Here is a 25290-nt window from a genome sequence, read left to right as displayed (position 1 = left end):
CCCGGCACCGATTGGGGCGTCGGCGCCGGGCCGCCCGTTACTGGCTGGCCCAGCTTATTGTGCGGGCAGTCCGTTGCGTCGGATCACGTCGGCGTACCACCTGGCGCTGGACTTCGCGATCCGGGCCTGGCTGTCGTAGTCGACATAGACCATGCCGAACCGCTTCGTGTAGCCCCAGGCCCACTCGAAGTTGTCCATCAGCGACCAGGCGAAGTAGCCCTTGAGCGGCACACCGGCCTCGATCGCGGCGTGCGACGCGCGCAGGTGCGCGGCGAAGTAGGCCAGCCGGTCCGGGTCGTCCACCCGGCCGTCGACCACCTCGTCGACGAAAGCCGACCCGTTCTCGGTGACGTAGATCGGCAGGTCGGTGTACTCCCGGTGGACCCGCTCCAGCGTCTCCACCAGGCCCGGTGCGTCGATCTCCCAGTCCATGTCCGTCACCGGGACACCCCGGGTGACGAACCGGACGTCCTCGCTGCCCGGCCAGCAGGACGGTGCCCGCCAGTAGGGCTCCGGCTCCGCGCCCTCGACCGGCGCGGCGACCACGTGCCGGCTGTAGTAGTTGACGCCGACCATGTCCAGCGGCGTGGAGATGGTCGCCAGGTCGCCGTCGCGCACGTGCCCCATGTCGGTGACACCGCGCAGGTCCGCCACGAGGTCCGCCGGGTACGCGCCGCGCAGCACCGGGTCGAGGAAGAACCGGTTCGCCAGCGCGTCGATCCGCCGGGCCGCGTCGGCGTCCGCCGCCGACTCGCTCGCCGGGGTGACCGGGTAGAGGTTGACGGTGATGCCGAGCTGCGCCTCCGGGCGGGCCGCGCGTACCGCCTGCACGGCCAGGCCGTGACCGAGCATCAGGTGGTGCCCGGCCCGGACCGCGTCCGCGCCGTTCCGGCGGCCCGGCGCGTGCACGCCGGAGCCGTAGCCGAGGAACGCCGAGCACCACGGCTCGTTCAGCGTGGTGAAGTACTTCACCCGGTCACCGAGCGCCTCGGCGACCAGGTGGGCGTACTCGGCGAAGCGGCCGGCGGTGTCCCGGGCCGGCCAGCCGCCCGCGTCCTCCAGCGGCTGCGGCAGATCCCAGTGGTAGAGCGTCAGCCACGGCTCGATGCCGTGGCCGAGCAGCTCGTCGATCAACCGGCGGTAGAAGTCCATGCCCTCCTGGTTGATCCCGCCCGTGCCGCCCGGCTGCACCCGCGGCCAGCTCACCGAGAAGCGGTACGACCGCAGGCCCAGGTCGGCCATCAGCCGCACGTCGTCAGGCATCCGGTGGTAGTGGTCGCACGCCACGTCGCCGGTGTGCCCGGCCACCGTCCGGCCCTCGGTGTGGCTGAAGGTGTCCCAGATCGACGGGGCACGGCCGCCCTCCGTCGCCGCGCCCTCGATCTGGTACGCGGCGGTGGCCGCGCCCCAGAGGAAGTCGGGCGGGAAGGTGAGGGCCGGACCGGCGTCGAGGACGCCGACGGCGGGTGGGCTTGCTGGGTTGCTCACGACTTGACGGCGCCTTCCATGATGCCGCCGATGATCTGGCGGCCGAACAGAACGAACACGACGAACAGGGGCAGGGTCGCGATCAACGTACCGGCGAAGATCTGCGAGTTGTCGGCGAAGTAGGCGGTGTTGAGGCTGCGCAGCGAGATCTGGACGGTCGGGTTGGACGGGTCCGCCAGCACCACGAACGGCCAGAAGAACTGGTTCCACTGCTCCATGAAGGTCAGCAGACCCAGCACCGCGGCGGCCGGACGCAGCGCGGGCGCCACCACGTGCCAGTACACCCGCCAGGTGGAACAGCCGTCCACCCGGGCCGCCTCGATCAACTCGTTCGGTACCGCCTGCTCGGCGTACTGGCGCATCATGAAGATGCCGAAGCCGCCGATCAGGAACGGAACGGTCACCGACGGCATGGTGTTCAGCCAGTCGAGCTTGGCCATCAGGATGTACAGCGGCAGCACGCCGAGCTGGATCGGCACCATCATCGAGGTGAGGATGATCAGCAGCAGCGCGTTCTTGCCCCGGAAGCGCAGCTTGGCGAACGCGAAGCCGGCCAGCGAGCCGAAGAACACCGTCGCGACGGTGATCGTCCCGGAGACCAGGAACGAGTTCATCAGGCCCTTGACGATGTTGGCGTCGCTGTTGGCGAGCACCCGCTCGATGTTCTCGCCGAGCTTGCCGCCGGGCAGGAACGGCGGCGGCCAGGAGTTGGCCGCGTCGTTCGTCCGGCTGGCGATCACGATCATCCAGTAGAACGGGAACAGGGAGAGCAGCACGCCGAAGATCAGGCCGATCATGGTGAGCGGGCTGGCCTTCCAGAGCCGCTCGGCCCGGTGGGTGGTCTTCACCGGCGGGTTCTGCCGGGTGGGCGGGCGGACGGCGGTGGTCGTCATCTCGTCACCTCACTTGTCGGAGCTGATGCGGCGGGCGAGCAGGTAGTTGATCGCCGACATCAACGCGATGAGCACGAAGAGCACGAGCGCGACCGCCCCGGCGTACCCCCACCGGAAGCGCTGGTTCATCACGTCGAGCAGGTACATCGTGATGGTCTGGAACTGGCCCTCCGAACCGCCGGAGAGACCACCCGAGCCGCTGGTGAACAGCAGGGGCTCGGTGAACAGCTGCAGGCCGCCGATGGTGGAGATGATCAGCGTGAAGATGATCGTGGGGCGCAGCTGCGGGACCGTGATGGACCAGAACTGACGCCGCCGGGAGGCGCCGTCCAGCGCCGCGGCCTCGTACATGTCCTTGCTGATCGACTGCATGGCGGCCAGGTAGATCAGCGCGTTGTAGCCGACCCAGCGCCAGTCCACCATGGTGGAGATGGCGAACCAGGAGGCGAAGCGGTTCGCCCGCCAGTCGATCGGGTCCAGGCCGACGCTGTCGAGCAGCCAGTTGACCAGGCCGAAGTCCTTGGCGTAGATCATCGAGAAGATCAGCGCGACCACGGCGGTCGAGGTGATGATCGGCATCGCGATCGCCATCCGGAAGAACGTCTGCGCGCGCAGCTTCCGGTTCAGCGCGTTGGCGAGCATCAGCGCCAGCAGCAACTGCGGCACCGTGGAGAGCAGGAACATGCCGAAGGTGTTGACCACCGCGTTCCAGAACTGCGGGTCCTGGGTGATCAGTTCGACGAAGTTGTCCATCCCGACGAAGGAGATGGTCGAGTTCAGCGGCGACCGGTCGGTCAGCGCGATCCAGACCGTGTACGCGATCGGGTACACGCCGAACACGGCGAAGATCACGAAGAACGGCAGGACGTACAGGTACGGCGAGTACTTCAGGTCCAGGCGCGTCAGTGAGGCGGAACGGCGGCGCGTGTGACGAGCGGCGCGCGGCGGGCCGGGTTCGGGCGGCGCCGCGGCGTGCAGGTCGAGGCTCATGGGGAGTCCTTCTCCTCGGCCGGCGTCACCCGCCACACGGGCGACGCCGGACTCTGCGGGCACCGCGGGTGGCGCCGGCAGCCGGGGCTGCCGACGCCACCCGCGGGCGGCTCAACCGGTCACTTACCGGCGGCCGCACCGTTCTTCAGGGCCGCCTGCCACTGCTCGCCGGCCGACTTGCCCTGCTCCACGGCGCGCAGGCTGTTCTCCACAGCGGTGCGGACCGCGTTGTTCTTCGGGCCGAGGTAGACCGGCTTCAGCTCGGTGGCGCCGGCGGCGAAGATCTTGCCGACCGGGGCCTTGCTGAAGTAGTCGTTGGTCGAGTCGGCCACGGCCGGGTCGGTGAGCGCCTGCGGGTTCGAGGGCAGGTTGCCGACCGCCTTGTACGCGCCGATCTGACCCTTGGCGCTGGTCAGGAACTTGGCCAGCTCCGCGGCCTCCTTCTGGTGCTTGCTCGACTTCGGCACGCCGAGGAAGGAGCCGCCCCAGTTGCCACCGGCGCCCGGCGCCTTGGCGATGTCCCACTTGCCGGCCGCCGCGTCACCGGCCTGGCCCTTGATGACACCGGTCATCCAGGCGGGGCAGGCGATGGTGGCGAAGGTGCCGTTCTTGAAGCCGGCGTTCCACTCGTTGGAGAACGACTGGAGGTTGTTGGACAGCCCCGCGGCGATCATCTTGGTGGTGAGGTCGTACGCGGTCTTCACGTCCGGGTTCTGGTCGATGACCATCTTGTTGCTCTTGTCGTAGTACGTGTAGCCGCTGCCCTGGCCCGCGATCTGCATCAGCACGACGTTGTAGAAGTTGGTCGCCGAGTCGACGAACTTGTGCTTCTTGTCGGCGGCGGCGAACGTCTGGCCGGCCTCGATGAACTTGTCCCAGGTGGGCCAGAGCGCGCCGACCTGCTCGCGGTCGGTGGGCAGCCCGGCGGCCTTGAACAGGTCGCTGCGGTAGCACAGCGCCATCGAGCCGACGTCGGTGCCGAGGCCCAGCACCTTGCCGTCGGGGGTGGTGCCCTGCTCCCACTTCCACGGCAGGAAGTTGCCCTTGAGGTCGTTCGCGCCGTGGTCGGCCAGGTTCACGAACTTGTCGGCCTGGGCGTAGAACTGGACGATGGTGCCCTCTTCCAGGGCCACCACGTCACCGGCGCCCGAACCCGCGGTGATCTGCTGGGTCAGGCGGGTGTTGTAGTCACCGAGGCCGAGGCCCTTGCCCCGCTCCTGGATCTTGACGTTCGGGTGCTCCGACTCGTACTGCTTGTACAGCTCTTCGTAGCCGAAGCCCTGGTCGCCGAAGACGTCGACGACCAGCGTGACCGGGCCGCTGCCGCTGCCGCTGTCGCCGCTGTCCGAGTCGTCGCCGCAGGCGGCGGTGGTGCCGAGCACGACGACGGACGCGAGCGCGATGGCCGCGAACCGCCGACGACGGATTGGGACGCTCATCCGAGACCCCTCTTTCGGTGGTGAGGCGATATCTGCTGTGTGGTGGGGGGTGCGTGTCGCGCGGGCCGGAGCGGGCAGGAGGGAGATCCGCACCACTCTCGGGAGCGCTCCCATGAGGTTGCCGGGAGGTGACAGGGGTGTCAATAGACCGTTGGGAGCGTTCCCATTTCGTTACCGCGTGGACGCCCGGGCCCTCGGCGGAGGCCGCTGTCAGCGGCACTGCCTGCCCCGTCGTCACCGGCGGCCGGCGCCGCGGGCCAGCAACGGCCGGCGCTGCGGCGGCTCGGCGGCGCTGCGTTCAGCGGCTCGGCGGCTCGGCGGCGCTGCGGTCAGCAGCAGCGGCGCAGCAGGACTGTGGCGCGGGCCGGATCGAATGCGGCCGGGTCGAACGCCGAGCCGGCCCACTCGCGCATGGTCAGGTGCTCCGGATGCCCCGGATCGGCGAGCGCGGCCAGCATGACCGCGTAACCGGCCGGACCGCCCACGTCCTCGGGCGGGCACGCGCGCTCGCCGTCCAGGCAGACCGGGTAGCTCTCGTCCGGGTCGGCGGCGCAGGCGTCCTCCACCACCAGGTCGTGCTCCCACCAGTCGCCGAAGTCGTAGGTGTAGCGGAACCGGTCGCCCTTGCCGACCAGCGCGTCCAGCCGGACGTCCAGCTCGTCGCGCAGCGCCGGTTCGCCGTCCGGGTCGGGCTCGCCGTACTGCCGGCCGCCGACGTCGAACGAGTGCAGGTGACAGTCGCGCCAGCCCATCGCGTGCTGGATCACCCGGTGCAGCCGGTCCAGGGTGTAGCCGCCGGGCACCAGAACCCGCCGCCACACCGGCGGCCGGACACCGGCCAGCGACACCGTGAGCTGGAAGATCTGACGCGACACGACGTCCCGTCCTTCCTGGGCATAGGCTGCCTGCATGATCTGCCGAGCCTGCCGGGAACGGCGGCACGACGACTGTCCCGGCCGGAAGTGGTGCGACTGCCAGCACCGTACCCCCGAACCCACCCCTCCGGTCACCGGTCCGGCCGGCGAATGAGCGTCGGAACCCCGATCGAACGGATCTGGCCCGCACCCGCCACCGGCGCGCTCACCGATCCGCAGCTCACCGCGCTCTACGACCGGGCGGACCACCCGCACCTACGGGTCAACTTCGTCGCCAGCGCCGACGGCGCGGTCACTCTGGACGGCTACTCCGCCGGGCTCTCCGGCGAGCCGGACAAGCGGGTCTTCGGGCTGTTGCGGATGCTCTGCGACGCCCTCGTGGTGGCCGCCGGCACGCTACGGCACGAGGGCTACCGGGCGGTGCGGCTGAGCCCGGACCGCCGGGCCTGGCGCCGCGAGCGAGGACTGGCCGAGTACCCGACGCTCGTGGTCGTCTCCGGCTCGCTCGACCTCGACCCGGCGCAGGCCGCCTTCGCCGACGCCCCGGTCCGGCCGATCGTGCTCACCCACGCCGACGCCGTACCGCCGCCCGGCCTGACCGACGTGGCCGACGTCATCCGCTGCGGCACCGACGAGACCGGCCGAGGCGACAGCTCCGGCCGGACTGGCGGTGCCGCCCGGCCGGACGCCAGCGGCCGCGCCGACAGCTCCGGACGGACGGGCGGCTCCGGACGGACGGGCGGCTCCGGACGGACGGGCGGCTCCGGGCAGGGCGACGACGCCGGGCGGGCCAGCGGCTCCGGGCGGGTCGATCTCGTCGCCGGGCTGGCCGAGTTGCGCCGGCGCGGGCTCGACCAGCTGCTCTGCGAGGGCGGCCCGCACCTGTTCGGCGCGCTCACCGCCGCCGGCCTGGTGGACGAGCTGTGCCTGACCGTGGCGCCGCTGCTCGCCGGCGCCGGCACGGGCCGGATCACCGCCGGTGACGCCAGCGTCCCGCGCCACCTGCCGCTGCGGCACGTGCTGGCCGCCGCCGACGGCGTGCTGATGCTGCGCTACGCACGCGACCCCGCCCAGACACCACCCGCAGGCGCCGCCCCCGCCGCCTGATGGCAGACGGCACGCGGGACACGACTCCCGCTCTTCAGGAAGATGCGGGCGGAAGCGGTGCATGCCGGGTGGGCGGACGACGGGTGGAACGCGATGGGTGTCATGGGCCGGCGGAGACACCCCTGTGTTCCACCCGCGCGACTGGATCTGACCGCGCGACGCCCGACGCCCTCTCGGTGGACCCGGCGGCACTGCTGACCGTCAGCGGGCGGGCCGTCCGGAACCGGCGGCGACGGCGGCGGCCGGCCGGCGACGGAGGGGCGAACGTGGAGGAAACGCACGCACTGTGGTCGGGCGGATTCGGGCGGCTACCGTTCGGCGCACGGGTGGCGTGGCGTCCGCCGCGTCGCGTGGCAACCTGTCGCATCCCTCGGGCAGGATGCACGACGTGCACCGCCAACGGTACGACCAGCCGACCGGAGACCGCCGATGACCGACGACCAGCTCGACGGGCCCGGCGAGGGTGTCGGCCGGGTGCTCGGCACCGCCGACGCCACCCCGCTCACCTTCTGGACCGCTGTCGCGCCGGGCAGCTACCTGCAACTGGACGACGTGGTCGTGACCCGCCGCGACCTGCCCGACCGTGAGCCGGTGACGATCGCCGGGGTGGTGACCCAGGTACGTGCCCGGCACGAGGGGGCGCAGTTCGACTCCGACGTCTTCGCCATCGCCGACGGCACGCTGCCGGCGCAGGTGCAGGAGGCGGCCGAGGTGACCACGACGCGGGTCGACCCGGAGTTCTACGTGCCGCCCACGCCGGGCGCGGTGGTGCACCGGGCCGAGGGCGACGCGCGGGCCCGGGCGCTGCACTTCGACCGGATGGAGCGGCGGATCCCGATGGGGATGGGCCGCGACGGCGTGCCGGTCTACCTCAACGCCGACTTCCTCGACGGCACCCGGGGCGCGCACGTGTCGATCTCCGGCATCTCCGGTGTCGCCACCAAGACCAGCTTCGCCACGTTCCTGCTCTACTCGGTGTTCCGCTCCGGCGTGCTGGGCGGCGACGCGGTCAACGCCAAGGCGCTGATCTTCAACGTCAAGGGCGAGGACCTGCTCTTCCTCGACCACCCGAACAGCCGGCTCGACGACCCGACCCGGGCGGCGTACGCGAAGCTGGGCCTGGACGCCGGGGCGTTCCCGGACGTGCGGGTCTATGCCCCGCCGCGGGTCGGCGACTCCTCGGGCACGCCGGATGTGAGCAGCCGGCTCACCGGGGTGGACAGCTTCTACTGGACGCTGTCCGAGTTCTGCGCCGATAGGCTGCTGCCGTACGTGTTCGCCGACGCCGACGACGAGCGCCAGCAGTACACGATGGTGGTCCACTCGGTGGCCGCGCACCTGGCCCGCTACGCCCAGCCCGCCGACGGCGGGGTGAGCATCGACGGGGTGCGGCTCGGTTCGTACGCGGATCTGGTCGACCACGTGGTCGAGCAGCTCAACGACGACGAGACGCGCGGCGAGTGGGCCGGCAGCGCGGTCGGGCTGGGCACCGTGAACGCGTTCGCCCGCCGGCTCATCGGCAGCAAGAAGGACCTGGGCCGGCTGATCCGGGGCGACCTCGCGACCCGTCGCCCGCACTCGATCAACACGGCGGAGAGCGCCCAGGTCACTGTCGTCGACCTGCACAACCTGCCGGACCGCGCGCAGCGGTTCGTGGTCGGCGTGACGCTCAAGAGCGAGTTCGAGCGCAAGGAGAAGGCCGGCACCGCCAAGCCGCTGCTGTTCGTCGTGCTCGACGAGCTGAACAAGTACGCGCCGCGCGAGGGCTCGTCGCCGATCAAGGAGGTGCTGCTCGACATCGCCGAGCGGGGCCGCTCGCTGGGCGTGATCCTGGTCGGCGCGCAGCAGACCGCGAGCGAGGTGGAACGGCGGATCGTCACCAACTCGGCGATCCGGGTGGTCGGCCGGCTCGACCCGGCCGAGGCGTCCCGCCCGGAGTACGGCTTCCTGCCGCCCGCCCAGCGGCAGCGGGCGCTGCTGGCCAAGCCGGGCACCATGTTCGTCAACCAGCCGGACATCCCGGTGCCGCTGTGCCTGGAGTTCCCGTTCCCGGCGTGGGCCACCCGGGTCTCGGAGGCGGGCCGCGCGCCCTCGGAGACGCTACGGTCGATCACCCAGGCCGCCGACCCGTTCGCGGTGGTCGGTTCCGGCTCCTCCGACGACGACATCCCGTTCTAGGCGGCACCCACCATGAAGATCCTGCACACCTCCGACTGGCACGTCGGCAAGGTCCTCAAGGGGCAGTCCCGGGCCGAGGAGCACAAGCAGGTCCTCGCCCAGGTGATCGAGATCGCCCAGCGTGAGCGGCCCGACCTGGTGATCGTGGCCGGTGACCTGTACGACACCGCCGCGCCCACCCCGGAGGCGACCCGGCTGGTCACGCGGGCGCTCACCGCGCTGCGGCGGACCGGCGCGGACGTGGTGGCGATCGGCGGCAACCACGACAACGGCGCGGCGCTGGACGCGCTGCGGCCGTGGGCCGAGGCCGCCGGGATCACGCTGCGCGGCAGCGTACGGGAGAATCCGGACGAGCACGTCGTCGACGGGGTCACCGCCGGCGGGGAGCGCTGGCGGATCGCCGCGCTGCCGTTCCTGTCCCAGCGGTACGCGGTGCGCGCGGTGGAGATGTACACGCTCACCCCGGCCGAGGCCAACCAGACGTACGCCGACCACCTGGGCCGGGTGCTGGACCGCCTCGCCGAGGGCTTCACCGAGCCGGACCGCGTGCACCTGGTGACCGCGCACCTCACAGTGGTCGGGGCGAGCACCGGCGGCGGCGAGCGGGACGCGCACACCGTGCTGGGGTACGCGGTGCCGGCCACCGTCTTCCCCGGCAACGCGCACTACGTGGCGCTGGGCCACCTGCACCGCTCGCAGCGGGTCATCGGCCCGTGCCCGATCCGCTACAGCGGCAGCCCGCTCGCTGTCGACTTCGGCGAGCAGGAGAACGTCGGCTCGGTGACGATCGTGGAGGTCACCGCCACCACCGCCGCCCGCGTCCGGGAGGTGCCGGTGCCGGGCGCGGTGCCGCTGCGCACGGTGCGCGGCACGCTCGCGCAGCTCGCCGAGATCGAGGCGCCGGAGGGCTGGCTGCGCGTCTACGTCCGGGAGCAGCCCCGGGCCGGGCTGCGCGAGGAGGTGCAGGAGCTGCTGCCCCGGGCGCTGGAGATCCGGATCGACCCGGAGCTGGTGCCCGCGCCGGGCAGCGGGACCCGGACGGCTCAGCGGGCCGGCCGGTCGCCGGGCGAGTTGTTCGGCGACTACCTGGACAGCCGGGGGCACGCCGACGAGGGTGTCCGGGAGCTCTTCGACGAGCTGCTCGAGGAGGTGGAGCACTGATGCGGCCGATGCGGCTGGACATGGCCGGGTTCACGGTGTTCCGCGACGAGACGACTGTCGACTTCACCGACGCGGATTTCTTCGCGCTGGTCGGGCCGACCGGTTCGGGCAAGTCGACGGTGCTGGACGCGATCTGTTTCGCGCTCTACGGCACGGTGCCGCGCTGGGGCGGCACCCGGGGGCTGGCCAACGCGCTGGCACCGTCGGCGACCGAGGCGCGGGTGCGGCTGGTCTTCGAGTCCGCCGGTGACCGCTACGTGGCGACACGGGTGGTGCGCCGCGACGGCCGGGGCACTGTGAAGACGGCGAACGCCGGCCTCCAGCTCATGCCGCCGGGATTCGACATCACCAAGCTCGACACCGGGCTCAGCCCGGAGGACCTGGGCGAGGTGGTGGCGGGCACCCCGGCCGAGATGGAGCAGGCGGTGCTGGACGCGGTGGGGCTGCCGTACGAGCAGTTCACCTCGTGCGTGGTGCTGCCGCAGGGGCAGTTCGCCGACTTCCTGCACGCCAAGCCGGCCACCCGCCAGCAGATCCTGGTGAACCTGCTCGGGCTGGGCGTCTACGAGTCGGTGCAGAAGAAGGCCGTCGAGCGGGCCGGGCAGGCCGAGGCGAAGCTGGAGACCGTCGACAAGATGCTCGGCGGGCTCGCCGACGTCGACGACGACAGCCTGACCGCCGCCCGGGAGCGGGTGGACGCGATGCGGGAACTGGCCGCCGCTGTCGCTGCCGCCGTACCCGAATGGGAGCTGGCCCGGGCCACGGCGGGTGAGCGGGCCGCGGCGCTGGCCGCCCTCGACGCCGAGCTGGGTGTGCTGGCCGGGGTGCGGCCGCCGGACGGCACGGCCGAGCTGGCGCGGGCGGTGGCGCAGGCCCGGGTGGCCGCCGACGAGGCGGCGGGCGCGGTCGGGCTGGCCGAGGAGCGCGAGGAGAAGCTGCGCGGGGAGCTGGCCGCCGCCGGTGACGAGAGCGCGCTGCGGCTGCACCTGAAGGCGTACGCGGACCGGGACCGGCTGACCGCGGAGGCGGCGACGGTCCGGGCGGCGGTGGACGCGGCGCGCGCCGAGCACGACGCGGCGGTGGCGGCGCTGGCGGCGGCGCGGGCGGACGCGCAACGGGCCGAGACGGAGCTGGACTCGGCGTTCCGCGCGCACGAGGAGGCGAAGGCCGCCGACCAGGCGGTGGCGCTGCGGGCGCACCTGGTCGGCGGCGCGCCCTGCCCGGTGTGCGAGCAGACAGTCACCACAGTGCCGGCGGTGCCGGAGGGCTCGGCGGTGAGCCGGGCGATCGAGGCGGGCAAGACGGCGCGGGCGGCGAGCGAGGCAGCCAAGCGGGTCGTGCAGGAACGCGACACCGCGGCCCGTGACTCCGACCGGGTGCTGCTGCGCGCCCGCACCCAGCACGACCAGCTCGGCACGCGCCTGGCCGAGCTGGACGAGCAGCTCGCGGACGCGCCCGCGCCGGAGCGGCTGCGCGAGTCGCTGGCCGAGCACGCGCGGCTGCGGACCGCGCTGGAGGAGGCGGCGGGCGCGGTGCGGGCGGGCCGGGAGGCGGCCCGGCGGGCGCGGGGCGCGCTCGACGCGGCGCAGGAGCGGCTGCGCCGGGCCTGGCGCGACTTCGACGCGGTACGCGACGGGCTGGCCCGGTTCGGGCCGCCCGCCGCCGACCGGGACGACGTGGCGGCGGCGTGGGCGGCGCTGGCCGGCTGGGCCGGCGAGCAGGCGCGGGCGCGGCGCGCGGAGCGGGACGGGCTGGCCGACTCGGTGGAGGCGGCGCAGCGGGCCGCGGCCGAGGTGGCCGACGGGATCGCCGCGTTGTTCACCGCGGCCGGGCTGGACGCCCCGCGGGACGCGCCGCGCGACGTGGCGGTGGCGGTGGAGCGGGCCGAGGCGGAGTTGCGCCGCCTGGACGAGCGCCGCGAGCAGGCCGCCGGGCTGCGGGAACAGCGGGCCGGGCACGAGCACGAGGCGCGGGTGGCGCGGGCGCTCGCCTCGCACCTGCGGGCCAACAACTTCGAGCGCTGGCTGCTCACCGAGGCGCTGGACCTGCTCGTGGACGGCGCGTCGGGGATCCTGCGGGAGCTGTCCGGCGGGCAGTACGACCTGGTCCACGACAAGGGCGAGTTCTTCGTGGTCGACCACCACGACGCCGGGCTGCGGCGCGGGGTGCGGACGCTGTCCGGCGGGGAGACGTTCCAGGCGTCGCTGGCGCTCGCGCTGGCGCTGTCCGAGCAGCTCGCCGGCATGTCCACCACCGCCGCGAGCCTGGAGTCGATCGTGCTGGACGAGGGCTTCGGCACGCTCGACGCGGCGACGCTGGACACGGTCGCGGCGACGCTGGAGAACCTGGCCGCCCGGGGCGACCGGATGGTCGGCGTGGTCACCCACGTGCCGGCGCTGGCCGAGCGCATCCCGGTCCGGTTCGAGGTCCGCAAGGACGCGCGGACGGCCCGCGTGGAACGGACCGGCCTGTGACCGGCACGTCCCGGCGGAGCGCCGCGTGACCGGGCCGTCGCCGGCGTTCTACGTCGACGCCTGGGATCCGTCGTACGGCGCGTCGTTCGAGGCGGCGGGCGGGTCCGGGCCGGCCGCGCCGAGCAGCGCCCAGGTCGAGGCCGACGTCGAGCTGCCGGCCACCGACTGGCGGGCGATCGGCCCCCGCGCGGACGTGCGGTCGCCGGACGTGGTGCTGCTCGTCGACGGGGTACGCCGGATCGACGCCAGCGTCTGGACGGCTGAGGAGGACGGCGGCTCGTTCCCCGGCATCGCCGCCTCGTACGCGGCCGGTGTGGTGCGCTGCGACCTGGACCGGGGCGCCGCCGAGCTGGCCGGCGCCCGGGTGGGCCGGGGCCTGTTCACGGCGAGCCCGTCGGCGCAGGACGTGGTCGCCGGGACGGTCCGCTACCCGGTGCACCGGGTCAGCGGCACCGGTGAGCTGAGCAAGCTGCCCGCGGCGGTGCAGGCGCCGCTGACCGCGCTGGAGGTGGCCGTCTCCGACGCGGTACGCACCGACGGCGACCTGCTGGTGGTGGACGGCCCGCTGCGCAGCCGGCGAAACCTGCCGCGCACGCTCGGGTACATCAAGACGCAGCACAGCCAGTATCTCGACGCCCGGCTCACCGCCGTGGTGACCGGGCTGGCGCCGGGTGAGCGCTGCCCGGTGTTCCGGCTGGGCACGGCGTGGGGCGGCTGGTCGTGGTATCTGCGCCTGCCGGTGCGCGCCGGAGCGCCGTGGGCGGGCATCGTGCGGGTGGAGTGCTCGGCCGACCTCACAGTGCCGGAGGCGGTGGCGCTGGCCGACCTGTCGCTGGTGACGCTGCCCCGGTTCGCCTCCACCCCGTACAAGGATCCGCGTGCCCCGCAGAACCTGGTGCCGATCGCCGGGCTGGAACGGCGGCTGCGCGGGATGCTCGGCGACGCGCGTCTGCTGCACCGGGTGCTCACCGGCGCGGCGCGCGGGATGCGGCGCTGATGGGCCGGCGACGCGACGCCGACCGGGTGGTCGCCGACGTCGACACCGGGCGGGCCGAGCTGGTGCCGGACCCCGACCGTCCGGGCTCGTGGACGCTGCTGCTGGACGGCGCGCCGCAGTCGCACGTGGACCTGACCGACCCGGCGCACCTGGAGTTCGAGTACGTCCGGCGGCTGGCCGCCGCACTGGACCTGGTGGCGCCGGCCGGTGCGCCGCTGCGGGTGCTGCATCTGGGCGGCGGCGCGCTGACCCTGCCCCGGTACGTGCGCGCCACCCGGCCGGGCTCGTCGCAGCGGGTGTCCGAGGTGGACGGCGCACTGGTGGAGCTGGTCCGCCGCGAGCTGCCCTGGCCGTCGGATCCGCGCCTGAGGGTCCGGGTGGCCGACGCGCGGGCGACGCTGACGTCGAGCCGGGACGGCGCGTACGACGTGATCGTCGCGGACGTGTTCGCCGGCGCCCGTACCCCCGCGCATCTGACCTCGGTGGAGTACGCCGCCGAGGTGGCCCGGGTGCTCGCGCCCGGCGGCAGCTATCTGGCGAACGTGGCCGACGGCCCGCCGCTGCGGCACGCCCGGGCGCAGGTCGCCACCGTGCGGACCGTGTTGCCCCGGGCCTGCCTGGTCGGCGACGCGGCGGTGCTGCGCGGCCGGCGCTACGGCAACCTGGTGCTGGTGGCGTCCCGGGTGGAGCCGCCGGTGCCGGAGCTGACCCGGCGGGCGGCGGGCGACTGGTTCCCCGGCCGGGTGCTGGCCGGCGCCGAGCTGGACCGGTTCGCCGGGGGCGCGCCGGTGGTCCACGACGCGGACGCCGTCGACTCCACTCCCCCGCCGCCGGGAATTTTCTCGGTCAAACGTTGATCCGATCGGCTGGCCGCTGCGTATCACCGGGCGGCCATGCCCGTGGGGGGCCGGCTGATGTCATTGGACAGCGGAGGTCTGCATGCATGCGGTGGCGGCCGGCTGGCACGGCGAGGTGGCGCGGCCCGAGTGGATGTTCGCCCGGGCACAACCACACTCGCGCGCCTCGCGTTCGGGCCGGGGGGTCGACGCCCGGTCCGCCGATCGCCAGAATGACCCGGTGCCGCCGCGACCCGCCCCCGGACGCCACCAGGCGACCTCGGCCGAGGCCAGCCACTCCGACCAGCTGATCCGCCTGCTGTACGCCGAGCACGCCGGCCCGCTGCTGATGTTCGTGATGCGGCTGACCGGCGGGGACCGGCAGCGCGCCGAGGACATCGTGCAGGAGACGCTGCTGCGGGCGTGGCGCAACGCGCACCGCCTCGGCGTGCAGGGCCAGGGCTCGCTGCGTCCGTGGCTGGTCACTGTGGCCCGGCGGATCGCCATCGACGAGCACCGCAGCGAGCAGGCCCGCCCGCCCGAGACGTACGACCGGGATCTGACCATGTTCGCCGAGTCGGACAGCACCGACCGGGTGCTGCGCACGATGACCGTCGCGGACGCGCTGCGTACGCTGAGCCAGTCGCACCGGGAGATCCTGGTGGCGACGTACTTCCGGGGGCGCACCGTGCCGGAGGCGGCCGAGGAGCTGGGGCTTCCGCTCGGCACCGCCAAGTCGCGGGTCTACTACGCGCTGCGCGCGCTGCGCACGGCTCTGCAGGAGAGGGGGGTGACCGAATGAGCCGGGCCGATCACATGGACGTCGCCGCGTACGCGCTCGGCGTGCTGGATCCGCAGGACACAGAGCGCTTCGAGGAGCATCTGGCCACCTGCTGGGCCTGCGCGGCGGAACTGGAGACGATGGTCCCGGTGGTGGGGCTGCTCTCCGGCATCGACGGCGAGGCGATGGCCGCGCTGGAGCAGACGCACACCGATCCGGCGCTGCTGGACCGGACGCTGATGGCGGTGCGGCGGGACCGCCGTCGTACCCGGGTGCGGCAGTTGCTGGCGACCGCGGCGGCAGTGGTGGTGTTCGGCGGCGCGAGCGCGGCGGCGGCCGGGATGCTGGGCGACGATCCGGCGCCGCCGCAGGCGGTGCCGACGCAGGCCGCGCCGACTGTGGCGTCCAGCGGCGAGCCGGGCAACCCGAACGACCCGGGCGTCGGCGGGCCACAGGACATCGAGGGCGACAAGCACAACGCGACCGATCCGGCGACCGGCGTGCAGACCACCATGTGGCTGGCCCGCAAGGAGTACGGCACGCAGATCGCGGTGCAGCTGAGCCGCCTGCCGGGGCCGCGCACGTGCCGGCTGGTGGTGGTCCGCAAGAACGCCACCAGCGAGGTGATCAGCACCTGGTCGGTGCCGGTCGGCGGCTACGGGACGAACCAGAACCAGCTTCCGCTGGAGCTGAACGCGTCCACCTCGGCCCCGGTGCGCGACATCGACAAGCTCCAGGTGCAGTCGGTCGACGCGAACGGGGTGGCCAGTCCGCTGGTGACTGTGGACGACATCTGATCGAACGCTGAGCGGCGCCGGGTGGCTGAGCCACCCGGCGCCGTCGCGTCGTGCCCGGCCGGCGGACCCCCTCGTGCTGACGCACGCGCGGCGACGCCTGTCGGTTCAATCGGTCCACTGTGAAATGTGCCACCCGTACGGGTTCAACCTTGACAGCGCAGCGCCCGTACTACTCGGCGAACTGCCAAGAACGAGGAGGGCACGTGGCACACCACATGCGGACGACCGTCATCGTCGCGAGCGCGATGGTCGCACTTACGGCCTGCGCCCCAGCAGGCTACAACGGGGCGAACTCGGGCGCGGCCGAGCCGGTCGCCGTGGCCGCGGCCGAACCCACAGCGGCGGCCGAACCGGAGGCGTCGGCGGCTCCCGAGGAGGAGCCGGTCGCGGACAAGGCGCCCCCGTCCAACGTGAAGATCACCGACGAGTTGGTCGGCAAGAAGCTGCCCCGGATGGGCCGCGTCGTCACCGACCAGGACGGCTGGGTGCTGTACCGGTTCGACAAGGACTCCGACGACCCGCCGCAGTCCAACTGCGTGGACAAGTGCGCCGAGGTCTGGCCGCCGTCGCTCACCGACGGCAACCCGAAGCTGCGGGGCGTCTCCGACGACAAGGTCGGCACCATCACCCGCCAGGACGGCACCCGGCAGCTCACCATCGGCGGCTGGCCGGTCTACCGCTACATCGGCGACAAGAAGCCGGGCCAGTGGAAGGGCCAGGGCGTCGGCGGCACCTGGTTCGTGGTCGACCCGAACGGCAAGAAGAACCTGACCTGCCTGCCGACCGGCACGCCCAAGCCGGTCGCGCCGCCCGCGGCGGGCAGCTCGAACAGCTCCGGCGGCGGCTCGGACTACTCGTACTGAGCCGCCAGGACACGGTGACCGGTCGCCGCCGGGGAGGGCGCGGCCGGTCACCGTCGCGGACCCGGGAGGCGGGGCGTACCGGCATCGGCCCGCCTCCCGGCACGCGGGGCGTGCCCGGCGTCACGGCCGGGTCGCGTGGCAGAGTGGCCGGGTGACCTCGCCCGACGCCCGCCGTACGCTGCGCCCGCCGGCCGGCTACCGGCTGGCCGCGTCGGTGCGGGCGCTCACGTTCAGCCCGTACGACCCGTGCGCGCGGATCGCCGCCGGCACGTTCTGGTGGGCCACCCGCACCCCGGACGGCCCGGCCACGCTGGCGCTGCGCCCGGAGGCCGGCGAGCTGACCGCCGAGGGGTACGGCCCGGGCGCCGGCTGGGTCGTCGAGCGGGCCGACCGGATCGCCGGGCTGTGCGACGACCTGACCGGGTTCGCCGCGCTCGCCGCCGTGCACCCGCTGGTGGCCCGCCTCGCCCACACGCACCACGGGCTGCGGATGCCGGCCACCGGGCAGATCTTCCCCCGGCTGCTGCGGGCGGTCTTCGAGCAGAAGGTCACCGGCAAGGAGGCGTACCGGGCGTACGCCGCGACGGTGCGGCACTTCCGGGAGCCCGCGCCCGGCCCGCTGCAACCACTGCTGCTGCCGCCGGAGCCGGGCGCGGTGGCGGCCACGCCGTACTGGGTGTTCCACCCGTTCGGGGTGGAACAGCGGCGCGCCGACACGCTACGCCGCGCGGCTGCCGTCGCGGACCGGCTGGAACGCTGCGCCGACTCGGCGGAGGCGACCCGGCGGCTCACCGCGATCCCCGGGATCGGGCCGTGGACCGCCGCCGAGGTGGTGCGGATCGCGTACGGGGACCCGGACGCGGTGAGCGTCGGCGACTACCACGTGCCGAACACAGTGGCGTGGGCGCTGGCCGGTGAGCCGCGCGGCGACGACGCCCGGATGCTGGCGCTGCTGGAGCCGTTCCGGGGGCACCGGGGCCGGGTGTGCGTGCTGCTGGAGGCGGCGGGCGTCCAGGCACCGAAGTACGGCCCGCGCGCCCCGATCCGCTCCTTCGCCCGCTACTGACCGTCTCAGCTCCGCCGGCACAGCCGCCGCAGCGTCCGCCCCAGCCACCAGGCGTACAACCGCTGGAATCCCAGCACGACGGGCCCGCCGGCCCGCACGTACCAGTGGGCGGGGCGGCTGAACGCGGTCACCTCGAACCAGACGCCGTCAGCGCCCCGGGTCACCAGGAACGCCTCCTCGCCGACCTCCGGGTGCCCGGGCAGCGTGCCGTAGCCGAACCCGGCCCGGTCCGGCTCGTCCACCGTCCAGACCACCTCGGTCGGGCCCCACAGCCGCACCGGGCCGACACCGACGCCCGGCGTGACCCGCACCCCGGGGGCGGCGCGCGGCGCGTCCGCGCGCATCACCACGCCGGCCGCGCGGTGCAGCCGCCAGCCCAGCACGGCGTCCGCCGCCAGCGGGAATCCGCCGTCCGGCAGCCGGACCCGGTGGCGCAGGTGGTGGTAGCCGGCCGGCAGGCCGCCGTCGCGGGTCGCGCCCACCTCCGGGTACGTCAGCTCCGGCACGCCGGTCACCCCCTCGCTCGTGGAGAACACCCCGCCAGGGTACGGCCGCCCCGGCGGGCTGTGGTGAGCTGAGCCGGTGACCGACGTGACCATCGCCCCCGCCGGCCTCGCCGACGCCGGGGAGATCCTCACCGTGCAGCGTGCCGCGTACCTGGTGGAGGCGCAGCGCTACCGCGACGTCTTCCTGCCCCCGCTGACCGAGACGCTGGACGAGGTGCGGGCCGCGCTCACCGGCCCGGACGTGGTGCTCGCCGCCCGGTGCGGCACCCGCCTGGTCGGCTCGGTACGCGCCCGCGTCGACGGCGGCACCGCACACGTCGGCCGCCTCTCGGTCGCGCCCGACCAGCAGGGCCGGGGCGTCGGCGGGCGGCTGCTGGACGCCGTCGAGCACGCCTGCGCCGGCCGGGTGACCCGGTTCGCGCTGTTCACCGGCGCGGACAGCGCGGCGAACCTGTCCCTGTACGCGGGCCGTGGCTACCGGGTGGTGGCGCACCGGCCGGACGAGAACGGCAACCGCCTCGCCGTGCTGGAGAAGACGGTCAGTCCTGCTCGCAGCGGCGTCTGAGGCCGTCCGCCTCCTGGCGCAGGTAGCGGCGCATGGTCGAGCCGCCGAGCAGCCCGACGAGCCAGGCCAGCGGACCGGTCTGTACAAGCACCAGCTCGGCCCGGGTCCGCCCGTCCTCCAGCGGTATCAGCCGGTGCTCACCACGGGTGCGCACGCCGGGACTCGCCGACTCCCACGCGAACGAGTACGGCGGATAGATCTCCACGACCCGCCACACCGCCGGGCGCAGTCGTGGCTGCTCCAGCCGGGCTGTCGAGCCGAGGATCAGCGGACCGGGCTCCAGCCGGCGCGCGGCGGTGACCGAGGGCGTCCACTCCGGCCAGCGCTCGACGTCGCTCTGCACGTCCCAGACCCGCTCGACGTCGGCGGCGATCTCGACGGACTCGGCGAACCGCATGGGCTTTCCCTCCCCCGTGGACGGTCCCCTCAGCCTATGCCCGAGCCCCACCCCGCGCCGCCCTGCTCCGGGCGACCCCGGCCGACGGGGAGCGGGTGGGGGTCAGGCGGCCTCGTGGGGGTCAGGCGGCCTCGTGGAGGTCGGCCAGGGTGACCGGGGCGTACCGCGTCAGCAGGCGTTCCAGCTCGGTGACCGAGCCGACCTCGCCCAGGACATTGACGCCGCCGCCGCGTTCGGGCGGGTAGCGGTGCGCCAGCCGGTAGCGGTAGCGGCCACGGATCAACTCGACGCTGACCCGCCAGCGCCCGCAGCATCCGCAACTCCACCCCGGCACGCCGCGACGGTAGCTCTGACCTGTGGTTTCACCATTCGGGCGGCGGTGACGAACACGGCCGGGACGGGACACGCCGCCCGGCGACCGGCGGTGATCTGCCTCACCACTGTCGGTGGGGTCTGGTTGACTGGTCGCCGTGGACCTGCCGATCAACCCTCCGGTCGAGCCGATGCTGGCGAAGAGCGTGGCCGAGCTGCCCACCGACCACGGCCTCACCTACGAGCCGAAGTGGGACGGCTTCCGCTGCATCGTGTTCCGCGACGGCGACGAGGTCGAGCTGGCCAGCCGGGGCGGCAAGTCGATGACGCGCTACTTCCCCGAGGTGGTCGAGCAGGCCCGCCGGCAGCTCCCGCCCCGGTGCGCGGTCGACGGCGAGCTGATCGTGATCCGGCGGGACGGGCCGGGCGGGCAGCCGCGGCTCGACTTCGAGCTGCTGGCCCAGCGCATCCATCCGGCCGCCTCCCGGGTGAAGCTGCTGGCCGAGACGACCCCGGCCGACTTCGTCGCGTTCGACCTGCTGGCGATCGACGACGAGCTGCTCACCGAGCAGCCCTACCCCCGCCGCCGGGAGCGGCTGGAGCAGGCGCTGTCCGGGGTGCGCCCACCGGTGCACGTGACCCAGGTGACCACCGACCCGGAGACGGCCCGCCGCTGGTTCGACGTGTTCGAGGGCGCCGGGCTGGACGGGCTGATCGTCAAGCCGGCCGACCTGCCGTACGAGCCGGGCAAGCGGCTCATGTTCAAGGTCAAGCACGCGCGCACCATGGACGCGGTGGTGGCCGGTTTCCGCTGGCACAAGTCCGGGCCGGTGGTCGGCTCGCTGCTTCTCGGTCTCTACGACGACGACGGCGTGCTGCACCACATCGGCGTCAGCTCCTCGTTCACCATGGCCCGCCGCAAGGAGCTGCTCGACGAGCTGGAGCCCTGCCGCGACGTCGGCGACGAGCACCCGTGGGTGCACGGCGACCACGAGCGGGGCCAGCGGATCCCGGGCGGGGTCAGCCGGTGGACCGGCGGCAAGAACCTGGAGTGGGAGCCGCTGCGCCCGGCGCTGGTGGTCGAGGTGGCGTACGACGCGATGGAGGGCGACCGGCTGCGGCACACCGCCCGCTTCCTGCGGTGGCGCCCCGACCGCGATCCCCGCTCCTGCGACTACGGCCAGCTCGACCGCCCGATCCGCTACGACGTCGACGAGGTGCTGCGCGGCGATCCGGCGGCGACGGTCGGTGACGCCCGCGGCCGGGCGTAGCCTGACCGTCGACACGATCATGGAAGGCGCCGACGTGACACGCTTCCCCGACCGGACCCGCCGGTTCCGGCCCGTCCTGGCCGCGTTCGTCGCGGCGGTGGTGCTCACCGCCGGATGCACGCTGCCGGCGTTCGCTCCGCGCGCCGAGAGCGAGGGCGAGGCCGCCCCGCCGGGGGCCGCCGCGAACTGGCGGGCCTGCCCGGAGGTGCCCGACGAGCTGGTCGGCCGGGGCGCGACGGACATGCGCTACGAGTGTGCCCGGATCGCCGTGCCGCGCAACTGGGGCACCGGGGCCACCACCGGCGCGACCGCCGGGCCGGGCGCGGGCGAGACGTTCGAGATCGCGCTGATCCGGGCACGCTCGACCAAGCAACGCGACCGGATCGGGTCGCTTGTGGTCAACCCCGGCGGTCCCGGGGCCTCCGGTGTCGACACCGCCGTCTACCTCTCCTTCGGTCCGGCGTTCGGCGGCCTGCCGACGGCGATCACGGACCGGTTCGACATCGTCGGCTTCGACCCGCGTGGTGTGGCCCGGTCCAGCCCGGTCAAGTGCATCTCCGACGCCGACCTCGATGCGAGCTTCGGCTACGACCCCGACCCGCGGAGCCAGTCGTCGTTCGACGGCTTCGTCGACCTCAACCGGCGCATCGGCCAGCGGTGCGGCGCGAAGTACGGCGACCAGCTCCCGCTCTACGGCACCGAGCAGGCCGCGCGGGACATGGACGCGGTCCGCGCGGCGGTCGGCGACGACAAACTGACCTACCTGGGCTACTCCTACGGCACGCTGCTCGGCGCCACCTACGCGCAGCTCTACCCGCAGCGCGTGCGCGCCCTGGTGCTCGACGGCGCGGTCGACCCGCAGCAGAAGCTGATCGCCGGGTCGGAGAGCCAGGCGAAGGGCTTCGAGCGGGCGTTCGACAACTTCACCAAGTGGTGCGCGACGAACGCCGGCGGCTGCCCGATCGCCCCGGACGCCCGGGGCGCGATCACCGCCGAGATCGACAAGGCGAGGACCTCTCCGGTACGCGGTCAGGGCGGCCGGGAGGCCACCGCCGGCTGGATCTTCTACGCGGTGATCTCCTCCCTCTACACCGAGCAGGGCTGGCAGGAGCTGGCCCGGGCGATCGACGACCTGCAGGGCGGCGACCCGGACGGCGTGTTCAAGCTGGCCGACTCGTACGCGGGCCGCGAGCCCGACGGGCACTACTCCAACCTGTTCGACGCCAACCTGGCGGTCAACTGCGCGGACGAGACCGAGAAGCCGACCCTCGATCAGGTCCGCCAGTTGCAGTCGCAGTGGCGGCAGAAATACCCGCTGTTCGGCGCCGCCCTGGCGATGGGCATGCTGGGCTGCGTGGAGTGGCCCGGCGAACGGGACCCGTACCCGACCGGCCGGGCGAACGGCGCCCCGCCGATCCTCGTGGTCGGCACCACAGGCGACCCGGCGACGCCGTACGAGCAGACGCCCGCGCTCGCGTCGATGCTCGGTGTGGGACGGGTGCTCACCTGGGAGGGCGAGGGGCACACCGCCTACCCGCAGACCTCGTGCGTGACGGCTGCCGTCGACGCGTACCTGATCTCGCTCACCGTCCCCCGGGAGGGGCTGCGCTGCCCCGCCCGGTGACGGCGCGGCCGGCGGCGTGAGCGAGCCGGCGGCCACGGGCGTGATCAGCCGGCGGCCGGGGGCGTCCAGCCCTGCGGGATGTGCCCGACGCGCACGCGCTGGGGGTGGTCGCCGACCGGCACGCTGGCGACCTTCTGCCCGGTTGCGAAGTTGATCGCGGTGACCTGGTCCGCGCCGGATTCGGAGATCACGCAGTCCCGGCCGTCCCCGCTGACGGTGGCCCAGTACGGCTTGCTCGCGGGCACCAGCGGGCCCTCGCGCAGCGTGGCCCGGTCGAGCACCGTGGCGTAGTCGTCCATGGTGCCGGCGACGCAGATCCGGGTGCCGTCGGGGCTCATCGACAGGCCGTGGTGCCGGGAGTCGTTTACCCAGGTGGTGCGGTCCTCGCTGGTGGCCGGGTTCTTCGGCAGCGTGGCGACGCGGGTGACCCGGTCGGTGGCCACGTCGTACTCGACCACGCCGTTGAAGAAGGACACCTGGAAGTAGAGCCGGCTGCCGTCCGGGGTGAACACGGCGGGACGGACCGCGTCGGAGAGGTCCTTGCGGCCGGCGGCGTCCAACCGGTCGCGCATGTCGATCACCTTGACCACCTGGTATGTGCTGGTGTCCGCGACGGTGATCCGGCGGTCGCCCTTTGTCCAGTCGAGCCACGGCGCGTCCAGGTCGGTGTTGACCTCCCCGATGGACATGTTCCACAGCCGGGTGCCGCCGTCGGTGTAGATGTTCTCGTGCGGCTTGTCACCGGCGCCGAACGAGCCCAGCTGCGCGCCGGTGCGGATGTCGAGGACGTGCACCGTGTTGGAGGTGGAGGCGGAGACCGCGACGCGGGTGCCGTCGGGTGAGACGGCCATGTGGTCGGCGCGGTAGCCGGAGACCGGGAACCGCCAGCGCAGCGCGCCGGTGGCCAGGTCGATCGAGACGACGTCGGCGAAGCTGGGCCGGGACACCACGAGCGCGGTGCCGTCCGGCGTTGTGTACATGTCGTCGATGAGCTGGTCGTGGCCCTCTCCGGGGCCCTGCCGGATGCCGAGGAAGAACGCCAGCTTGACCGGGTTGAGGTAGATCTCGCGCAGTCGGGCGGCGCGGTCCGGGATCACGTTGATCCGGCCGAGCCTGGCGTAGTCGCCGCGGGACCTGATGACGTCGGCGGTGCCGTCCCAGTTGTTGCCGACGAACATCACCTCCTGGAGCGTGACCGCGGCGGCGGCCGGCGCGGGCACCGTCACCAGGGGCGCCGGTGCGATCAGGGCGAGCGCGGCCAGCACGGCCAGGCCGGCGCGGCGGCGGGTACGGGACGGGTGCTGTGGCACGGGGGTCATGGACGCCTCCTGGCAGCCGGTACGGCATCGACGTTTCTCAGTGGCGCGAGCGGTGTTACCTTGCGGTAACAACCAGGAGAGCAACCGGCCGCCCGCCGGGGCTAGGGATCCGACGCCAACGCCCGCGCGGCCCGGTTGTGCCGCGTCGACAACGGAGGGCGGCGGGGTGCCGATGACCCGGACCGGACAGGCCCCGACGTTCGGGGCCTTGCTGCGCGACCTGTCCGCCGATCCGGCCGCCGTCGACGAGGTGGCGCGGGCGGCCCGCGCCGACTCCCCCGAGGTGGCCCGGCTTCCCGCCGAGGAGGTACGCCGCCAGGTCGTGCTGCTGCTGACCAGCGGCCTGGGCGCGCTGGAACGCCGCGAGGACCCGGCCGGACGCGACTTCGCCGAGGCCCGCCGGCTGGGCGCGGAACGGGCCGCGCAGGGCGTCTCGGTGGCCGGCCTGCTGAGCGGCGTGCAGGCCGGGCGGGACCGGGCGGTGGAGCTGGTGGTCCGGCACGGGCGGGCCGCCGGCATCCCGGACGAGGTGCTGCTGGAAGGGCTGCTCACCATCGGCCGGTACGCCGCGGCCGTGGAGCGGGCCGTGGTCGACGGGCACCGCGGCGCGGAGCGGGAACTGGTACGCACCGGCGCGGCGGCCCGGACACACCTGCTGCGCCGGCTGCTGCGCGACGGACCGGCGGGACTGTCCCGGGCCGAGCTGACCCGGTTCGGGCTGCGGCCGGACGGGCGCTACCACTGCCTGGTCGCCGCGCCACCCGACCCGGTCCGGGCGTACGCGCTGCACCGGCAGCTCACCACGCGGGGCGGCCTGCTCGGCACGGTCGAGGACCGGCTGGCCGGGTTGCTGCCGCGACCGCCCGACGCCGTACCGGCCGACGTGCTGACACTTGTGGCGCCCGCGCAACCGCTGGCGCGGGCCCCGGCCATGTACGCGCTCTGCCTGGCGGCGCTGGCCACGGCGACCGACCGCCGGCTGCGCGGGCTGCGTCAGGTCACCGACCTGGCCGGGGAGACCGCGCTCGCCGCCCAGCCGCTGCTCGCCGAGCTGCTGCGGGCGAGCCTGCTCGGCGCGCTCGACCCGGCCGACGACTTCCACCGGGAGCTGGCAGTCACCGCGCTCGCCTGGCTGCACCACGGCCAGCGGCTCGACCAGACCGCCGCCGAGCTGCACGTCCACCCGAACACGGTGCGCTACCGGCTGCGACGGCTGCGGGAGCTGACCGGCGGGCCACCGGTCGAGGAGGGCGCGCGGTGCACGGTGCCGGAGACCGTGCACTGGTGGTGGGCGTTGCGGAGCTGGCTGGACGGCGACTGACGCCGCCGCACCACCTCGGCGTCGGACCAG

23 protein-coding genes are annotated in these 25290 nt (G+C 73.7%); 14 read left to right on the top strand and 9 right to left on the bottom strand.

Going from position 1 to position 25290, the window contains the following annotated elements:
* Positions 1 to 54: 54 nt before the first annotated feature.
* The 5 genes from AB0B20_RS02965 to AB0B20_RS02945 form a co-directional block, all read right to left on the bottom strand.
* A complete protein-coding gene (locus AB0B20_RS02965) occupies positions 55 to 1488 on the bottom strand; it encodes a GH1 family beta-glucosidase (RefSeq protein WP_357389981.1) in 1434 nt (477 codons plus the stop codon).
* Positions 1485 to 2285 carry a carbohydrate ABC transporter permease gene (locus tag AB0B20_RS02960; RefSeq protein WP_030274682.1) on the bottom strand — a complete coding sequence of 267 codons (801 nt, stop codon included), beginning with the start codon at positions 2283 to 2285 and terminating at the stop codon, positions 1485 to 1487. The genes AB0B20_RS02965 and AB0B20_RS02960 overlap by 4 nt, the downstream gene beginning before the upstream one ends.
* A 105-nt stretch (positions 2286 to 2390) precedes the next feature.
* Complete coding sequence (locus tag AB0B20_RS02955) at positions 2391 to 3371, bottom strand: sugar ABC transporter permease (RefSeq protein WP_357389983.1); 981 nt, start codon at positions 3369 to 3371, stop codon at positions 2391 to 2393.
* A 119-nt stretch (positions 3372 to 3490) separates the two neighbouring features.
* The gene (locus AB0B20_RS02950) at positions 3491 to 4810 is read right to left on the bottom strand and encodes an extracellular solute-binding protein (protein WP_357389985.1); all 1320 of its coding nucleotides are present in this window, start codon (positions 4808 to 4810) and stop codon (positions 3491 to 3493) included.
* A 329-nt stretch (positions 4811 to 5139) separates the two neighbouring features.
* Positions 5140 to 5685 (bottom strand): plasmid pRiA4b ORF-3 family protein, encoded by a 546-nt coding sequence (locus AB0B20_RS02945; protein ID WP_357467528.1) that lies wholly within the window; start codon positions 5683 to 5685, stop codon positions 5140 to 5142.
* A gap of 150 nt (positions 5686 to 5835) precedes the next feature.
* Here AB0B20_RS02945 and AB0B20_RS02940 point away from each other — a divergent pair, with 150 nt between their 5' ends.
* From AB0B20_RS02940 to AB0B20_RS02895, 10 genes are all read left to right on the top strand, one after another.
* Complete coding sequence (locus AB0B20_RS02940) at positions 5836 to 6792, top strand: pyrimidine reductase family protein (RefSeq protein WP_357467525.1); 957 nt, start codon at positions 5836 to 5838, stop codon at positions 6790 to 6792.
* Between the two features lie 429 nt (positions 6793 to 7221).
* Positions 7222 to 8970, top strand: coding sequence for an ATP-binding protein (locus AB0B20_RS02935; protein WP_043325613.1), 1749 nt, complete (start codon positions 7222 to 7224; stop codon positions 8968 to 8970).
* A gap of 12 nt (positions 8971 to 8982) precedes the next feature.
* Complete coding sequence (locus AB0B20_RS02930) at positions 8983 to 10131, top strand: exonuclease SbcCD subunit D (protein ID WP_357389991.1); 1149 nt, start codon at positions 8983 to 8985, stop codon at positions 10129 to 10131.
* Positions 10131 to 12605: an SMC family ATPase gene (locus tag AB0B20_RS02925; protein ID WP_357467521.1), complete on the top strand. Its 2475-nt coding sequence runs from the start codon at positions 10131 to 10133 to the stop codon at positions 12603 to 12605. The genes AB0B20_RS02930 and AB0B20_RS02925 overlap by 1 nt, the downstream gene beginning before the upstream one ends.
* A 25-nt stretch (positions 12606 to 12630) precedes the next feature.
* Positions 12631 to 13602 carry a hypothetical protein gene (locus AB0B20_RS02920; RefSeq protein WP_357382756.1) on the top strand — a complete coding sequence of 324 codons (972 nt, stop codon included), beginning with the start codon at positions 12631 to 12633 and terminating at the stop codon, positions 13600 to 13602.
* Positions 13602 to 14459 carry a fused MFS/spermidine synthase gene (locus tag AB0B20_RS02915; protein ID WP_357382754.1) on the top strand — a complete coding sequence of 286 codons (858 nt, stop codon included), beginning with the start codon at positions 13602 to 13604 and terminating at the stop codon, positions 14457 to 14459. Before AB0B20_RS02920 ends, AB0B20_RS02915 begins: the two co-directional genes overlap by 1 nt.
* A gap of 82 nt (positions 14460 to 14541) precedes the next feature.
* Positions 14542 to 15240, top strand: coding sequence for a sigma-70 family RNA polymerase sigma factor (locus tag AB0B20_RS02910; protein ID WP_047893132.1), 699 nt, complete (start codon positions 14542 to 14544; stop codon positions 15238 to 15240).
* Positions 15237 to 16016 carry a zf-HC2 domain-containing protein gene (locus tag AB0B20_RS02905; RefSeq protein WP_357382752.1) on the top strand — a complete coding sequence of 260 codons (780 nt, stop codon included), beginning with the start codon at positions 15237 to 15239 and terminating at the stop codon, positions 16014 to 16016. The genes AB0B20_RS02910 and AB0B20_RS02905 overlap by 4 nt, the downstream gene beginning before the upstream one ends.
* Before the next feature lie 203 nt (positions 16017 to 16219).
* Complete coding sequence (locus AB0B20_RS02900; RefSeq protein WP_357382750.1) at positions 16220 to 16879, top strand: hypothetical protein; 660 nt, start codon at positions 16220 to 16222, stop codon at positions 16877 to 16879.
* Positions 16880 to 17030: 151 nt separating this feature from the next.
* On the top strand, positions 17031 to 17945 hold the full coding sequence (locus tag AB0B20_RS02895) for a DNA-3-methyladenine glycosylase 2 family protein (RefSeq protein ID WP_357382748.1): 915 nt from the start codon (positions 17031 to 17033) through the stop codon (positions 17943 to 17945).
* Positions 17946 to 17950: 5 nt separating this feature from the next.
* Here AB0B20_RS02895 and AB0B20_RS02890 read toward each other — a convergent pair whose 3' ends face one another.
* Positions 17951 to 18481 (bottom strand): DUF1990 domain-containing protein, encoded by a 531-nt coding sequence (locus AB0B20_RS02890; RefSeq protein ID WP_357382746.1) that lies wholly within the window; start codon positions 18479 to 18481, stop codon positions 17951 to 17953.
* A gap of 46 nt (positions 18482 to 18527) precedes the next feature.
* On the opposite strand from AB0B20_RS02890, the gene AB0B20_RS02885 reads away from it, so the two are divergent.
* Positions 18528 to 19016, top strand: coding sequence for a GNAT family N-acetyltransferase (locus tag AB0B20_RS02885; protein WP_357382743.1), 489 nt, complete (start codon positions 18528 to 18530; stop codon positions 19014 to 19016).
* Here the strand turns inward: AB0B20_RS02885 and AB0B20_RS02880 are convergent.
* Together AB0B20_RS02880 and AB0B20_RS02875 are read right to left on the bottom strand one after the other, a co-directional pair.
* On the bottom strand, positions 18991 to 19413 hold the full coding sequence (locus tag AB0B20_RS02880; RefSeq protein ID WP_357382741.1) for an SRPBCC family protein: 423 nt from the start codon (positions 19411 to 19413) through the stop codon (positions 18991 to 18993). The genes AB0B20_RS02885 and AB0B20_RS02880 overlap by 26 nt on opposite strands.
* Before the next feature lie 121 nt (positions 19414 to 19534).
* Positions 19535 to 19747: a hypothetical protein gene (locus AB0B20_RS02875; RefSeq protein ID WP_357467517.1), complete on the bottom strand. Its 213-nt coding sequence runs from the start codon at positions 19745 to 19747 to the stop codon at positions 19535 to 19537.
* A 136-nt stretch (positions 19748 to 19883) separates the two neighbouring features.
* On the opposite strand from AB0B20_RS02875, the gene AB0B20_RS02870 reads away from it, so the two are divergent.
* Both AB0B20_RS02870 and AB0B20_RS02865 read left to right on the top strand, forming a co-directional pair.
* Positions 19884 to 20996 (top strand): ATP-dependent DNA ligase, encoded by a 1113-nt coding sequence (locus AB0B20_RS02870; RefSeq protein WP_357382737.1) that lies wholly within the window; start codon positions 19884 to 19886, stop codon positions 20994 to 20996.
* Between the two features lie 34 nt (positions 20997 to 21030).
* Entirely contained in the window at positions 21031 to 22620 is a 1590-nt protein-coding gene (locus tag AB0B20_RS02865; RefSeq protein WP_357382735.1) for an alpha/beta hydrolase, read from the top strand.
* A 44-nt stretch (positions 22621 to 22664) separates the two neighbouring features.
* On the opposite strand, the gene AB0B20_RS02860 is transcribed toward AB0B20_RS02865, so the two are convergent.
* A complete protein-coding gene (locus tag AB0B20_RS02860) occupies positions 22665 to 23939 on the bottom strand; it encodes a YncE family protein (RefSeq protein WP_357382733.1) in 1275 nt (424 codons plus the stop codon).
* Positions 23940 to 24111: 172 nt separating this feature from the next.
* On the opposite strand from AB0B20_RS02860, the gene AB0B20_RS02855 reads away from it, so the two are divergent.
* Positions 24112 to 25260: a helix-turn-helix domain-containing protein gene (locus AB0B20_RS02855; protein ID WP_357467513.1), complete on the top strand. Its 1149-nt coding sequence runs from the start codon at positions 24112 to 24114 to the stop codon at positions 25258 to 25260.
* Positions 25261 to 25290: the final 30 nt, after the last annotated feature.

Origin of the sequence: Micromonospora sp. NPDC049151, assembly GCF_040648395.1 — a bacterium.
Classification (GTDB): domain Bacteria; phylum Actinomycetota; class Actinomycetes; order Mycobacteriales; family Micromonosporaceae; genus Micromonospora.
This window is presented reverse-complemented; position numbering and strand designations above follow the sequence as displayed.

Bases quoted from the DNA above. Each gene is read 5' to 3' on its own strand.
- AB0B20_RS02960 (WP_030274682.1), bottom strand. From the start codon at position 2,285: ATGATCGGCCTGATCTTCGGCGTGCTGCTCTCCCTGTTCCCGTTCTAC.
- AB0B20_RS02955 (WP_357389983.1), bottom strand. From the start codon at position 3,371: ATGAGCCTCGACCTGCACGCCGCGGCGCCGCCCGAACCCGGCCCGCCG.
- AB0B20_RS02950 (WP_357389985.1), bottom strand. From the start codon at position 4,810: ATGAGCGTCCCAATCCGTCGTCGGCGGTTCGCGGCCATCGCGCTCGCG.
- AB0B20_RS02940 (WP_357467525.1), top strand. From the start codon at position 5,836: ATGAGCGTCGGAACCCCGATCGAACGGATCTGGCCCGCACCCGCCACC.
- AB0B20_RS02935 (WP_043325613.1), top strand. From the start codon at position 7,222: ATGACCGACGACCAGCTCGACGGGCCCGGCGAGGGTGTCGGCCGGGTG.
- AB0B20_RS02930 (WP_357389991.1), top strand. From the start codon at position 8,983: ATGAAGATCCTGCACACCTCCGACTGGCACGTCGGCAAGGTCCTCAAG.
- AB0B20_RS02925 (WP_357467521.1), top strand. From the start codon at position 10,131: ATGCGGCCGATGCGGCTGGACATGGCCGGGTTCACGGTGTTCCGCGAC.
- AB0B20_RS02915 (WP_357382754.1), top strand. From the start codon at position 13,602: ATGGGCCGGCGACGCGACGCCGACCGGGTGGTCGCCGACGTCGACACC.
- AB0B20_RS02910 (WP_047893132.1), top strand. From the start codon at position 14,542: ATGCATGCGGTGGCGGCCGGCTGGCACGGCGAGGTGGCGCGGCCCGAG.
- AB0B20_RS02905 (WP_357382752.1), top strand. From the start codon at position 15,237: ATGAGCCGGGCCGATCACATGGACGTCGCCGCGTACGCGCTCGGCGTG.
- AB0B20_RS02880 (WP_357382741.1), bottom strand. From the start codon at position 19,413: ATGCGGTTCGCCGAGTCCGTCGAGATCGCCGCCGACGTCGAGCGGGTC.
- AB0B20_RS02860 (WP_357382733.1), bottom strand. From the start codon at position 23,939: ATGACCCCCGTGCCACAGCACCCGTCCCGTACCCGCCGCCGCGCCGGC.
- AB0B20_RS02855 (WP_357467513.1), top strand. From the start codon at position 24,112: ATGACCCGGACCGGACAGGCCCCGACGTTCGGGGCCTTGCTGCGCGAC.